This is a genomic window from Agrobacterium sp. ICMP 6402, assembly GCF_009498615.1.
Taxonomy (GTDB): Bacteria; Pseudomonadota; Alphaproteobacteria; order Rhizobiales; family Rhizobiaceae; genus Agrobacterium; species Agrobacterium burrii.
Map to the genome: position 1 here is coordinate 269,221 of NZ_QSNV01000006.1, position 14,545 is coordinate 283,765.

8 protein-coding genes are annotated in these 14,545 nt (G+C 59.3%); 6 read left to right on the forward strand and 2 right to left on the reverse strand.

Features of this window, described 5'->3' with window-relative positions:
- Positions 1-11: 11 nt before the first annotated feature.
- Positions 12-1,859: a DEAD/DEAH box helicase gene (locus DXT96_RS17965; RefSeq protein WP_149901143.1), complete on the reverse strand. Its 1,848-nt coding sequence runs from the start codon at positions 1,857-1,859 to the stop codon at positions 12-14.
- 390 nt (positions 1,860-2,249) lie between these two features.
- Here DXT96_RS17965 and DXT96_RS17975 point away from each other — a divergent pair, with 390 nt between their 5' ends.
- The 6 genes from DXT96_RS17975 to clpB all read left to right on the forward strand — a co-directional run bounded on the left by DXT96_RS17975 (position 2,250) and on the right by clpB (position 12,159).
- Entirely contained in the window at positions 2,250-3,527 is a 1,278-nt protein-coding gene (locus DXT96_RS17975) for an aspartate kinase (protein WP_035243307.1), read from the forward strand.
- Positions 3,528-3,703: 176 nt separating this feature from the next.
- Complete coding sequence (gene ptsP / locus DXT96_RS17980) at positions 3,704-5,971, forward strand: phosphoenolpyruvate--protein phosphotransferase (protein ID WP_149901142.1); 2,268 nt, start codon at positions 3,704-3,706, stop codon at positions 5,969-5,971.
- A 28-nt stretch (positions 5,972-5,999) separates the two neighbouring features.
- Positions 6,000-7,082, forward strand: a complete 1,083-nt coding sequence (gene prfA / locus DXT96_RS17985; protein WP_371418912.1) for a peptide chain release factor 1 — start codon at positions 6,000-6,002, stop codon at positions 7,080-7,082.
- Complete coding sequence (gene prmC, locus DXT96_RS17990; RefSeq protein ID WP_153515787.1) at positions 7,079-7,945, forward strand: peptide chain release factor N(5)-glutamine methyltransferase; 867 nt, start codon at positions 7,079-7,081, stop codon at positions 7,943-7,945. Before prfA ends, prmC begins: the two co-directional genes overlap by 4 nt.
- A 395-nt stretch (positions 7,946-8,340) precedes the next feature.
- Positions 8,341-9,144 carry a DUF4167 domain-containing protein gene (locus tag DXT96_RS17995; RefSeq protein ID WP_153515788.1) on the forward strand — a complete coding sequence of 268 codons (804 nt, stop codon included), beginning with the start codon at positions 8,341-8,343 and terminating at the stop codon, positions 9,142-9,144.
- Positions 9,145-9,534: 390 nt separating this feature from the next.
- Positions 9,535-12,159: an ATP-dependent chaperone ClpB gene (gene clpB, locus DXT96_RS18000; RefSeq protein ID WP_153515789.1), complete on the forward strand. Its 2,625-nt coding sequence runs from the start codon at positions 9,535-9,537 to the stop codon at positions 12,157-12,159.
- Positions 12,160-12,227: 68 nt separating this feature from the next.
- Here clpB and DXT96_RS18005 read toward each other — a convergent pair whose 3' ends face one another.
- A complete protein-coding gene (locus tag DXT96_RS18005) occupies positions 12,228-14,174 on the reverse strand; it encodes a M23 family metallopeptidase (protein ID WP_149901137.1) in 1,947 nt (648 codons plus the stop codon).
- Between the last annotated feature and the right edge of the window lie 371 nt (positions 14,175-14,545).

A 14,545-nucleotide genomic window follows, 5' to 3' on the forward strand; every position in this document is an offset into this window, starting at 1 on the left:
ATAAAGTAGGCTTAGCCCTTCGTCGGCTTCGGCCCACGCTTTTCGAACGGCTTGTCCTTCTTGCCTTCGTATTTTGGCTTGTCGCCGAAGGCCTTTTTCTTCTTCCAGGGCTTGTCATCACCCTTGCGGTCGTCGCGCGGCGCGCTCGCATTGTCGGATTTCGTGAATTTGCGCTGCGCTGTGGCGGGCCTTGTGTCTTCACGGGCGTTGCCGGTCATTTCCGGCTTGCCTTCCATCTGCTTCAGGCGAATGCCCTTTTCGAGCATCATGTCTTTGCCGATGGCGGAGGTGAAACGGTCGACGGCGTCGGCCGCCAGTTCCACGAAGGTTTCCGTCTGCTGCATGCGGATCGCGCCGATATCCTGGCGGGTGATCTTGCCGAAACGGCACAGCATCGGGATAAGCCAGCGCGGCTCGGCGCTCTGCTTGCGGCCGACGGACAGCGAGAACCACGCGCTGTCGGAGAAGTCGGACCGTTCGCGGCGCGGCGCGTTGTTTTCGACCGTTTCGAAGCTGTCGCGGCGCGGCTTGCGGGTGTTGTCGAGCGCGACTTCGAAGATGTCTTCAGGGGCCGAGCGTCCCGCATGATAAAGGCGTACGAAGGCGGCCGCGACTTTTTCCGCACCATGCTGTTCCAGCAGCTGGTTGACGAAATCGCGTTCGTCCTCAGCCACCGCTTCGCTGAGTGTCGGATCGGCCAGAAGCCTTGCGCCGTCGCGCTCGACGATCTCTTCGACGGAGGGCGGACGAACCCATGCCGGGCTGACCTTGGCGCCTTCGAGAAGGCGTTCGGCCTTGCGGCGCTGGCTCACGGGCACAATGATGGCGCTGACGCCCTTCTGCCCGGCACGACCGGTACGGCCGGAACGGTGCAGAAGCGTTTCCGAATTGGTCGGCAGGTCGGCGTGGATGACGAGTTCCAGACCCGGCAGGTCGATGCCGCGTGCGGCAACGTCGGTCGCCACGCAAACACGGGCGCGGCCGTCACGCATGGCCTGCAGGGCGTGCGTGCGCTCGTTCTGGGTCAGTTCACCGGAAAGGGCAACGACTGAGAAGCCGCGATTGTTCAGGCGGGCCGTCAGATGGTTGACGGCGGCGCGGGTGGAGCAGAACACGATGGCGTTGCGGGCTTCGTAAAAGCGCAGCGCGTTGATGATGGCGTTCTCACGATCGGAAGGCGACACCAGCAGGGCGCGATATTCAATATCCACATGCTGCTTCTGCTCGGAAGCAGTGGCGATGCGCACGGCGTTCTTCTGGTAGCTTTCGGCAAGCTTGGCGATGCTGCGCGGAACGGTGGCCGAGAACATCAGCGTGCGGCGATCGGCGGGCGATTCTTCCAGAATGAATTCCAGATCTTCACGGAAACCGAGATCGAGCATCTCGTCGGCTTCGTCCAGCACCACAGCGCGCAGCGAGGACAGATCGAGCGCGTTGCGCTTGATATGATCGCAGAGACGGCCAGGTGTGCCGACAACGATATGAGCACCGCGTTCCAGCGCCCGGCGCTCGCTGCGGATATCCATGCCGCCGACGCAGGATGCAATCGAGACACCGGTGAATTCATAAAGCCATTCCAGCTCGCGCTTGACCTGCATGGCCAGTTCGCGGGTTGGCGCAATGGCAAGCGCCAGGGGTGCGGAGGCCTGACCGAAACGATTTGTGTCACGCAGCAGCGTGGTTGCAAGCGCAATGCCGAAGGCAACCGTCTTGCCGGAGCCGGTCTGCGCGGAAACCAGCGCATCCTTGTCAGCCAGTTCAGGCGAAAGCATCGCCTCCTGTACGGGGGTCAAGTCTTTGTAACCGCGTTTTTCCAACGCCTGCGCGATCGCCGGGGCGATACCCTGGGTGTCTGTCATCTACCGTCTTTCGGATATGAAGCTGCCCGCATCCGCCCGAAACCAATAGGTTCTAAAGTCTCCGGGGCAGCCGATACTGGCCATTTCGGCCATCTGGCCGGTTGCATTGCCCGCGCTCATACTGCGAATAGGCCCGTTTGTACAGTGCACTGCGGTACGCTCTTTTACGGGTACTTTCTCCCGCCTTCTGTTCCAGCCCGTCACCGTCCGTCGCGAAGGTCGGCCAAAAGGCGTACCGCATGGTTCATAAACGGCATTGCGTGCCCCCCGCCTTTTCGCTAAGAGACCCGCAACTTGAGGCTCTTTGTCAGGAAGGGCCGACTGGGTTTGTTCTTGTCCACACCGGGTGAAAACCGGCTGGCGGAAAAAAGGGATGTACTGGTCAAGGCTATGGCTCGCATTGTCATGAAATTCGGCGGCACGTCCGTCGCGAACCTCGAACGCATTCACAATGTCGCACGGCATGTGAAACGCGAAGTGGATGCCGGCCATGAAGTGGCCGTGGTCGTTTCCGCCATGTCCGGCAAAACCAACGAATTGGTGGACTGGGTGCAGAATGCTGCGAAGGTGGCCGGCACCAACGCCGCCTCCTTCTATGATGCGCGCGAATATGATGCGGTCGTCGCATCCGGCGAGCAGGTGACGTCAGGTCTGCTGGCGATTACGCTGCAGTCCATGGGCATCAACGCGCGCTCATGGCAGGGCTGGCAGATCCCTATCCGCACCGATAATGCGCATGGCGCCGCCCGCATCCTCGAGATTGACGGTTCGGATATCGTTCACCGCATGGGCGAAGGTCAGGTTGCCGTCGTTGCCGGTTTCCAGGGCATCGGCCCGGATAACCGCATCGCGACGCTCGGTCGCGGCGGATCGGACACGTCTGCCGTCGCTATCGCCGCTGCCGTGAAGGCGGATCGTTGCGATATCTATACCGATGTCGATGGCGTCTACACCACCGATCCGCGCATCGAGCCCAAGGCTCGCCGCATGAAGAAGATCGCCTTCGAGGAAATGCTTGAAATGGCGTCTCTCGGCGCGAAGGTTCTGCAGGTTCGCTCCGTCGAGCTTGCCATGGTACACAAGGTGCGCACCTTCGTTCGCTCCAGTTTCGAGGATCCCGATGCGCCGGGCATGGGCGACCTCATCAACCCGCCCGGTACTTTGATTTGTGACGAGGATGAAATCGTGGAACAGGAAGTCGTAACAGGCATCGCCTATGCCAAGGATGAAGCACAGATTTCGCTGCGCCGCGTGGCCGACCGTCCGGGCGTTTCCGCCGCGATCTTCGGTCCGCTCGCCGAAGCGCATATCAATGTCGACATGATCGTGCAGAACATCTCCGAAGATGGCTCGCGCACCGACATGACCTTCACCGTTCCTTCGGGTGACGTTGCCAAGGCTCTCAAGGTTCTCGACGAGAACAAGGCCCAGATCGGCTTCGACGTCGCGCAGAACGAGACGGGTCTCGCCAAGGTTTCGGTCATCGGTATCGGCATGCGCAGCCACGCCGGCGTTGCCGCCAGCGCCTTCAAGGCGCTTGCCGAGAAGAACATCAACATCAAGGCCATCACCACGTCAGAGATCAAGATTTCGATCCTGATCGATGGCGCCTATGCCGAACTTGCCGTTCGCACTTTGCATTCCGCCTACGGTCTCGATAAGGCTTGAACCCGAGACATCGGTTCCCGATGCTCCGATTCTTCGGGGTTGCGTTCTTCCGATGTGGCGTTTCTTGAAAGCGTGTCCCTTGCGGGACGCGCTTCTCGCGCTATAAATTTTTTAAATGACGTTTTGATTCTCGAATATTATGACATTCGGATCGGAAGCGTCGGGGAGCAAACGCGATGAGAGACCTTTCTGCAGGTCCACGCGTCCTGCTCAAGCGGCTGCGCGAAATGATGGCGGAGCACCTTGAGCCGCAGGACCGCCTGGACCAGATCGTCCGTCAGATAGCCAGCAACATGGTGGCGGAGGTTTGCTCGGTCTACGTGCTGCGTTCCGACAGCGTGCTGGAACTTTATGCCACCGAAGGTCTGAACAAGGATGCCGTGCATCTTGCCCAGTTGAAAATGGGGCAAGGTCTTGTCGGCACCATTGCCGCTTCCGCCCAGCCACTCAATCTTTCCGATGCGCAGGCGCATCCCGCTTTCCGCTATCTTCCTGAAACCGGCGAGGAAATTTATCATTCCTTCCTCGGCGTGCCGATTTTACGTTCCGGTCGCACTCTTGGCGTTCTTGTGGTTCAGAACAAGGTCAGCCGAACATACCGGGAGGATGAAGTTGAAGCGCTTGAGACAACTGCGATGCTTATCGCTGAAATAGTGGCGAGCGGCGAGTTGAAAAAGATCACCCGCCCCGGCGTGGAGCTGGACCTGACGCGTGCCGTCTCCATCGATGGCGACGGTTACGGTGAAGGCATCGGTCTTGGCCACGTCGTGCTGCACGATCCCCGCATTGTCGTCACCAATCTCTTGAACGAGGACGCGGATACGGAAATCCTGCGTCTTGCCGACGCCATCGGTTCGCTGCGCCTGTCGATCGATGACATGTTGCAGCGCCGCGACGTGCCGACTGAAGGTGAGCACCGCGAGGTTCTGGAAACCTATCGCATGTTCGCCCACGATCAGGGGTGGGTGCGGCGCATGGAAGAGGCGATCCGCAACGGCCTGACGGCCGAAGCGGCGGTCGAGAAGGTGCAGAGCGACACCAAGGCGCGCATGATGCGCCTGACCGATCCTTATCTGCGCGAGCGCATGCATGATTTCGACGATCTCGCCAACCGGCTGCTGCGCCAGCTGATCGGTTTCGGCGGTCGCAGCCCGGAGCTGGATTTTCCGCTGGACGCCATCGTTCTGGCACGCGCCATGGGTGCTGCCGAATTACTGGATTACCCGCGTGAGAAACTGCGCGGTCTGGTGCTCGAAGACGGGGCGGTGACGAGCCACGTCGTCATCGTGGCGCGCGCCATGGGTATTCCGATCATCGGCCAGGCGGCCGGTATCGTCGCGCTGGCGGAAAATAACGATCCGATCATCATCGATGGTGATGACGGCCAGGTGCATCTGCGGCCGATGTCGGATTTGCAGCGCGCCTATGAGGAAAAAGTTCGCCTGCGTGCCAAGCGGCAGGAGCAGTTCCGCGCGCTGCGCAATGTCGAGCCGATTACCAAGGATGGCCAGAAGGTCAACCTCAAGATGAATGCGGGCCTCTTGGTCGATCTGCCGCAGCTCGAGGAATCCGGTGCCGATGGCATCGGCCTGTTCCGCACCGAGCTGCAATTCATGATCGCCTCCAACATGCCGAAGGGCGAGGAGCAGGAGGCTTTCTACCGCTCGGTTCTGCGGCAGGCCAAGGGCAAGAGCGTCACCTTCCGCACGCTCGATATCGGCGGCGACAAGGTCGTCTCCTATATGCGCGGCCAGGAAGAGGAAAACCCGGCGCTTGGCTGGCGGGCGATCCGCCTGTCACTCGACCGGCCGGGCCTGATGCGCACGCAGATGCGCGCGCTGCTGCGCGCCGCGTCCGGAGCGGAACTGCGCATGATGTTGCCGATGGTGACCGAGGTATCCGAAATCCGGGCCGCACGCGATCTTCTGCAGAAGGAAGTGCAGCATCTTTCGAAATTCAGCCATGCGCTGCCGAAAAAGCTGCAATTCGGCGCGATGCTGGAAGTGCCGTCCTTGATGTGGCAGCTCGACGAGCTGATGCAGGAGGTGGATTTCGTTTCCGTGGGTTCAAACGACCTGTTCCAGTTTTCCATGGCGGTCGATCGTGGCAATGCCCGGGTTTCGGATCGTTTCGACAATCTCGGCAAGCCGTTCCTGCGCATTCTGCGTGATATTGTTCGCGCCGGCGAAAAGCACCACACATCGGTCACGCTATGCGGTGAGATGGCGGGCAAGCCGCTGACTGCCATGGCGCTGATCGGTCTCGGTTTCCGGTCGATCTCCATGTCGCCGACGGCAATCGGTCCGGTCAAGGCCATGCTGCTCGGGCTGGACGCCGCGCGCCTTGCCGACGAGCTGAATGCTGCGCTTGACGATCATAATTCGCTGGAAAGCGGGCGCGAGGTGTTGTTACGCTTTGCTGCAGCGCATTCCATTCCCATTTAAAAGACTTATTTCATTATCGGAGTGACTGGTGGCGAAGCTTCCCGTCGAAAAAATGCGCGAACTGGAAAGGCGTTTCGGAGAGATCGAAGCGCGGATGTCGGCTGGCCCGGCGGCGGATGTCTATGTGAAGCTGGCTTCGGAATATTCCGAGCTTCAGCCGGTCGTGAACAAGATTCGCGACTACGAAAAGGCGATTGCCGAGGCTGCCGATCTCGGGGCGCTGCTCGCCGACAGGACGACCGACAGGGACATGCGCGATCTGGCGGAAATGGAACTGCCTGACGTCGAGGCCCGCATCGGTGAGCTTGAGAAGGATATGCAGGTCCTGCTGCTTCCCAAGGATGCGGCGGATGAAAAAAGCGCGATCCTTGAAATCCGTGCCGGTACCGGCGGCTCCGAGGCGGCGCTGTTTGCCGGAGATCTGTTCCGTATGTATGAGCGCTTCGCGTCGACCAAAGGCTGGAAAGTCGAGGTGCTTTCCGCCAGCGAAGGTGAAGCGGGCGGTTACAAGGAAATTATCGCCACGATTACCGGGCGAGGGGTCTTCTCCAAGTTGAAATTCGAATCCGGCGTACATCGCGTTCAGCGGGTGCCGGAAACGGAAGCAAGCGGCCGTATCCATACCTCCGCCGCCACCGTTGCGGTGCTACCGGAAGCGGAGGACATCGACGTCGAAATCCGCCCGGAGGATATACGCATCGATACGATGCGTGCCTCGGGTGCAGGTGGCCAGCACGTCAACACCACGGACTCCGCCGTTCGCATCACCCATCTTCCGACGGGCCTGATCGTCACGAGTTCGGAGAAATCCCAGCACCAGAACCGCGCCAAGGCGATGCAGGTTCTGCGCTCACGCCTTTACGACATCGAGCGCCAGAAGGTGGATAGCGAACGTTCGGCTGACCGCAAGAGCCAGGTCGGTTCGGGTGACCGGTCCGAGCGCATCCGCACCTATAATTTTCCGCAGGGGCGCGTCACCGATCACCGCATCAACCTTACCCTCTACAAGCTCGACCGGATGATTGAAGGTGAAATCGATGAGCTTGTGGATGCGTTGATCGCCGATTATCAGGCCGGCCAGCTGGCACTGCTTGGCGAACAGCAGCTTTGAGCGGCGCTGAGGGAACCGTTTCGGCTGAACTTGCCGCCGCCCGCAAACGGCTGCAGGCGGTCGGTGTTGCCGATCCACTTCTCGATGCGCGCCTGTTGATCGCAGAGGTTATCGCCTTTTCACTGACCGATTTCGTGATGAAGCCTGACAGGCCCATTACGCAGGAAGAGCAGGCCCGCATCGCCGTCATGATCGAAAGGCGGGCGGGGGGAGAGCCGGTCCATCGCATCCTCGGTCACCGGGAGTTTCATGGCCTCGATCTTCTGTTGTCGAAGGAGACGCTCGAACCCCGCCCGGATACGGAGGTTCTCGTTGACACGCTTTTGCCGGCGTTAAAAGAGGCGGTTTCCCAAAAGGGTAGCGCCCGCATTCTGGATTTAGGCACGGGCACGGGTGCGATCTGTCTGGCGCTTTTGAAGGAATGCCCGGAGGTGACGGGTGTCGGCAGCGATATTTCCGCTGATGCGCTGGAGACAGCTGCCAGAAACGCGTCCCGAAACGGGCTCGAAGCGCGTTTCGAGATCAGGCATAGCGACTGGTTTGAGAAAATCTCCGGCCGCTTTGACATAATTGTGTCGAATCCGCCTTATATAAGAAGCGATATCGTTACAACGCTCGACCGAGAGGTTCGTCATCACGATCCGATGGCGGCGCTGGACGGAGGTCAGGACGGCCTTGCACCGTACCGCCTTATTGCTGCCGACGCAGGCCGATTTCTTGTGGAAAACGGGATCGTTGGTGTAGAGATCGGTTTCGATCAAAGGCTTGATGTTTCCGACATATTTGCTTCCAACGGTTTCACTCTTGTGGAGGCCGTGAAGGATTATGGCGGCAACGACAGAGTTTTGATCTTCCGGAGATAGTTCTTCGCGATATGGCGGCGGATTTTTTGCAAGGATATTTTGCACAGCAAAAGAAAAGGCTTGGATTTCCGCGGGAAGCGGGATAGTTTGCGGCCACATGCAGGGTGGCTGAGGACGAACGCAGATTCGTCAGGGTATGGGTCAGTCCCGAAGCGGGTTCTTTTGAGAGCCCTGAAAGGCTGGGCGTTTCCGGCATGTGAATCAGTAAACTTTGTTCGCAGGCGGCTCGGTGCAGCATTTGCGCGACCGGTCGTCACACGCGAGGTTTTGTCCGGGGTTATCTTCGGCGGGACGCGTGACGGAACAATTTCAGGAAAAATTTCCAGCGGTTTTCCGTCCGGAATTGCATGAAAATAACCAGATTGTCAGCAAAACAGAATTCAGGTGAGCAATTGATGAGGCCAGGACAGCAAAACAAGCGCGGCCGGGGGCGTGGAAGCAACAATAATAACAACAATAACAATGGTGGCGGTAACAACAACTTTAACCGCAAGGGCGGTAACCCGCTCACCAGGACTTATGACAGTTCCGGCCCCGATGTTAAGATTCGCGGTACAGCCCAGCATATAGCGGAAAAATACGCTGCCCTTGCCCGGGACGCGCAGAGTTCCGGTGACCGTGTGATCGCGGAAAACTATCTGCAGCACGCGGAGCATTACAATCGCATCATTGCAACGGCTCAAGCCCAGATGCAGGAACGGTTCCAGCGCGACGATCGCGGTGAATACAATGCCGCCGACGCGGATGCCGACGATATGGATGGAAACGATGGCGACAACGGCTTCGTTGCACCGCAGCAACATTCCGAACAGGTAGAGCGCGTCCAGCAGCCGGAGCGCCAGGAGCGCACTGAACGGAGCGAGCCACGCCAGGAACGTCGCGAACGTCCGGACCGCCGTGAGCGGCAGGAACGTCAGCCGCGCCAGCCGCAGGTCTCGTCCGAACAGCAGCCGCCGGTTTACGACGCCAGCCAGGCGCCGCAGCCCGTCATCGAAGGTACGCCCATGGAAGTGGCCGTCGAGGAAGAGCAGCAGCAGTCGGAAGCGCCCGCGACCGAACGTGCGCCAAAGCCCCGTCGTGCCACGACCCCGCGCCCGCGTCGCCCGCGCCGTGCCGCAGCGGCGGAAGGTGCCGAAGGTGAAGAAGCGCCAGCCGGCGAAGACGCAACACCGGCCCCCCTTGAAAACGCTGCTGAATAAGCAGGGATTTCAAACAGACCGCGCCAAACACGCGGCCGAACACGGGATTGAAAAACTCCGGCTTGCCGGAGTTTTTTGTTTTTGGGGTTCATATGGGGAGGAACCCGTCGGCGAAGAGGGCGGATGCGCGACACGAAGCTGATGTCTGTCAAAACAGGCGAAAATTTCCCGAGCGGCGGTTTTACGCCCCTTTAAACCGATGAAAATGCCTCCCATATTCGTGCAGGAAGGACGGAAGCCGCATTCGCCGGCAACCGACCTTCGAGAGGCGGCGATCGTGAAATCCTTTAAACACGGCTGTCGTAGCGGGGCTTGCCTTTTGAGGGAGCCTCAACCCTAACACCCGGAGCCGTGCCGAAAGCGGGCGGGCCGGTCAATGGAGGTTCGACTATGAATATTGAAAAATACTCCGAACGTGTTCGCGGTTTTCTGCAATCGGCGCAGACCTTTGCGCTTGCGGAAAATCACCAGCAGTTTTCTGCCGAACATGTTCTCAAGGTTTTGCTCGATGACGAGCAGGGCATGGCAGCATCGCTGATTGAGCGTGCCGGTGGCAACGCGAAAGAAGCGCGTCTTGCCAATGACGCGGCACTGGCGAAATTGCCCAAGGTTTCCGGCGGCAATGGTGGTCTTTCGCTGACCGCTCCGCTCGCCAAGGTTTTCTCGACTGCTGAAGATCTCGCAAAAAAGGCGGGCGACAGCTTTGTCACCGTCGAGCGCCTTTTGCAGGCTCTGGCGATTGAAAGCTCTGCTTCCACTTCGGCTTCGCTGAAGAAGGCGGGCGTGACGGCGCAGGGCCTCAATCAGGTCATCAATGAAATCCGCAAGGGCCGTACGGCCGATAGCTCCAATGCCGAACAGGGTTTTGACGCGCTGAAGAAATTCGCGCGCGATCTGACGGAAGAGGCCCGCGAGGGCAGGCTCGACCCTGTCATCGGTCGTGACGACGAAATCCGCCGTACCATTCAGGTGCTGTCACGCCGCACCAAGAACAACCCGGTGCTAATCGGCGAACCCGGCGTCGGTAAAACGGCGATTGCCGAAGGGCTTGCGCTGCGCATCGTCAATGGCGATGTGCCGGAAAGCCTCAAGGACAAGAAGCTGATGGCGCTCGATATGGGCGCGCTGATTGCCGGTGCAAAATATCGCGGTGAATTCGAAGAACGTCTGAAGGCCGTACTCAATGAGGTGCAGGCCGAAAATGGCGGCATCATCCTGTTCATCGATGAGATGCACACGCTGGTCGGTGCCGGCAAGGCCGATGGGGCGATGGACGCCTCCAATCTGCTGAAGCCAGCACTTGCCCGCGGCGAACTTCATTGCGTTGGCGCCACCACGCTCGATGAATATCGCAAACACGTGGAAAAGGATCCGGCCCTTGCCCGCCGTTTCCAGCCCGTGCTGGTGGATGAACCGACCGTGGAAGACACGATCTCGATCCTGCGCGGTCTGAAGGAAAAATACGAACAGCACCACAAGGTCCGCATCTCGGATTCGGCGCTGGTTGCGGCTGCGACGCTTTCCAACCGTTACATTACCGACCGGTTCCTGCCCGATAAGGCAATCGACCTGATGGACGAGGCCGCTTCGCGTCTTCGCATGCAGGTGGATTCCAAGCCGGAAGAACTGGACGAACTGGACCGCCGCATCATTCAGCTCAAGATCGAGCGTGAGGCCCTCAAGCAGGAGACTGACCAGTCTTCCGCCGACCGGCTGAAAAAGCTCGAAGACGAATTGGCTGATACGGAAGAAAAAGCAGATGCGCTGACAGCCCGCTGGCAGTCAGAAAAGCAGAAGCTCGGCCATGCCGCAGACCTCAAGAAGCAGCTGGACGACGCCCGCAACGAACTGGCGATTGCCCAGCGCAACGGCCAGTTCCAGCGCGCCGGCGAATTGACCTATGGCATCATTCCGGGCCTTGAAAAGGAACTGGCTGCGGCGGAAGCGCGCGACAGCAGCGGCGCCGGCTCGATGGTTCAGGAAGTGGTAACGCCTGATAATATCGCCCATATCGTTTCTCGCTGGACCGGCATTCCTGTCGACAAGATGCTGGAAGGTCAGCGCGAAAAGCTGCTGCGCATGGAGGACGAGCTTGCCAAGTCCGTTGTCGGACAGGGTGAGGCCGTGCAGGCTGTGTCCAAGGCGGTTCGCCGTTCGCGCGCCGGCCTTCAGGATCCGAACCGCCCTATCGGCTCGTTCATCTTCCTCGGCCCGACGGGTGTGGGCAAGACCGAGCTGACCAAGTCGCTCGCCCGTTTCCTGTTCGATGACGAAACCGCGATGGTTCGCCTCGACATGTCGGAATATATGGAGAAGCACTCCGTTGCCCGGCTTATCGGCGCGCCTCCAGGCTATGTCGGTTACGAAGAGGGTGGTGCTTTGACCGAGGCGGTTCGCCGCCGGCCCTATCAGGTCGTGTTGTTCGACGAGATTGAGAAAGCGCATCCTGACGTCTTCAACGTCCTGTTGCAGGTGCTCGATGATGGCCGCCTGACGGATGGTCAGGGCCGCACCGTCGATTTCAAGAACACCATCATCATCATGACCTCGAACCTCGGTTCGGAATTCATGACGCAGATGGGCGACAATGATGACGTGGATTCGGTTCGTGAATTGGTGATGGAGCGGGTCCGGTCGCATTTCCGGCCGGAATTCCTCAACCGTATCGACGATATCATCCTCTTCCACCGCCTGCGGCGTGACGAAATGGGTGCCATCGTGGAAATTCAGTTGAAGCGGCTTGTCTCGCTGCTCGGCGACCGCAAGATTTCGCTCGAACTGGATGAGGATGCCCGCAACTGGCTCGCCAACAAGGGCTATGATCCGGCCTATGGTGCGCGCCCGCTGAAGCGGGTGATCCAGAAGTCGGTTCAGGACAGGCTCGCCGAAATGATCCTCGGCGGCGAAATCCCCGATGGTTCGCGGGTCAAAGTGACGTCTGGCACCGATCGGCTGCTGTTCAAGGTCAAGCCTCCGAAGAGTGAGGCCGAAACGGAAACGGCAGATGCGGCATAAAGCAAAAGGGCTCCGGAAACGGAGCCCTTTTTGTTTGACCGATTTTTCAGGCTACGACGTCAGGTGAGTTACCGGCTTGCTACCTGATTTGGCTTGTCTTCAATGTTGAGAAGATTGTCGATGCGCTTTCTCTCGTCCGAGAACCGTGCGAGCGCATCGCCGGAAAGCGACTTGCCGCCCGGCAGGCGCACTTTCATCGCGTCCACTTTCGTGCCGTTGACGATCAGTTCGTAATGCAGGTGGGCGCCGGTCGAAAGGCCGGTAGATCCGACATAACCGATGACCTGGCCCTGCCGGACCTTGGAGCCCTCGGTGACGCCCTTGGCGATGGCACTCTGGTGATTATAGGAGGAAACATAGCCGTTGGCATGACGAAGCAGGGTCTGGTTGCCGTAACCGGAGGCCCAGCCTGCTTTCTCGACAGTGCCGTTGCCGGTCGCGATGATCGGCGTGCCGCGGGCGGCGGCCCAGTCGGTGCCGGTGTGCATGCGGCTGAATTTTAGAACCGGGTGACGGCGCATGCCGAAACCGGATGTCATGCGGCCGTTCGGAACAGGGTTGCGCAACAGGAATTGCCGGATGCTTTTACCGTTTTCGTCGAAATAATCGATGCTGTTGTCATCAGGGTTCTGGAACCGGTAAAACCGCGTCTCGTTATCGCCGAACTTGGCATTGACATAGAGCAGTTCCGACTTGTCGGTGGCCTTGCCATCGGCATCTTCCACGGAGAAGAAGGCTTCCAGCGTATCCGCCGGTTTGAGCTGCGCCTGAAAATCGACGCTGCTGGCGAGAAGCTTGATAAGTTGGGAAACCATGCTCTGGTTCATGCCGTAAGCAAGAGCCGCGCGGTAGACACCGTCATAGACGCTCGGCAGGTCGCGGCCGGCCGCTGGTGCAGGCGTGCTGTCAAAGGCAGTCGCGACCGCGTCGAGTTTCGGCGGTTCGCTGGCCTTGATGAAGTTTTTCCGGTCATCGACGGCCATGGTGACCATATGGCGGCCCTTGCGATAAAGGCTGACGCGCACGATGTCGCTTTTTTCGTCTTCCTGAATAATGCCGACACGCAGCACGTCGCCGCTTTCAACATTGTTCGACTGGAGTTGCGGTGAGAGCAGCCCGGCAATTTCCGATGATTGTGCCTTGGAGTAACCCGCACCGAACAAAGCGGCCTCGATTGTCTCGGTCTGGCGGGCAGGGATCACGTCGTCGGCATATTCCTTGACCGGCACCGAGGCCGATTGCGGGGTGGAAACCGACATATTCTGCTCGACGACACGGGCCGCGAGGCCAGCCGTGATATCGACATCGGCTTCATCATTATCGAAGCGGCGCGGGTCGATGTAATAAAGCGCAGCAAGCTGCTCGTTGCCATCCGTCAGGATCGAGCCGTTCGAGCGTACCGCTTCCTCGACCTCGTCGAAGCTCAAGGAGCCGGCAAAGGCGTATTTGGAGTGCTGGACGGGAAAGGCCACGGTCTTCAGGCTGACTTCGGATTCAACCTCGGAGCCGTAGATCGTTCCCGTGCGGCTCGGCGCTGGCGCAGCGGCGTCCTTGTCGTCGTTGCTCGCGAAAATGTTCAGGGGATCGAAGGCGGGATAGTCATCCTGCTTGGCGTAATTCGCCGCCAGGGGAATTTTGACGTGAGAGAAGGGAACCTTGCGGACCACTTCCTTGTCGCCTTCATTGATGACAGTCGAGACTTCCATGATCGACCGGTCGGATGGCCGGGCCGCGATATTCGGGGCGATAAGGCGCGTGCCGCGCCGCGCCGCTTCCGTCGCATTGTTACCCATGTCCGCCTTGGCGAAGGCCTCGGCGGGAATGGCGAGCTGCTGGCGGCCGTCGAGGGCCGCAAACAGAGCCACACCCATCAATATGGAAGAGGTAATGCCAGTCAGGAATGTGCCGGAGAGCCATCGCAGCGAAATCTCGCGACGATCGGGTGCACGACGTCCTTCCGCCAGAATTGGCGGCTCCGTGCCTAGCGACCGGATCACATTGCGATCCGCAGTCATACCAGCTGTGCCCCGTCGGTCATGCGCTCTCCAGAAACTTCAGGCGAAGGTGTGCAACTTTCAAAGCCATGAGTCAAATTGATCGACGCACCGAAAGATATGTCGCAACAGCCTACATAAGGACACGCGCACGCATGCCCGCATTAACGCTTCGTTGGCAAAGCAATTAGCGAGGAACCGGGCCAAAAGAAGGCGCTGGGCTCGACTTGATGTCGCGAGCTCTGTTCTCCTGTGCAAAACCGGCAGCGCGGTGGCGCATTTTGCATCGGATAATTACCGAAAATGAAAATTATATTTTAAATTCAATAGTTTGCCTGATTTTCTTATTTTTTGTGATTTGGTGTGTTGACTTGTTTGCGGGTGATCTCTTA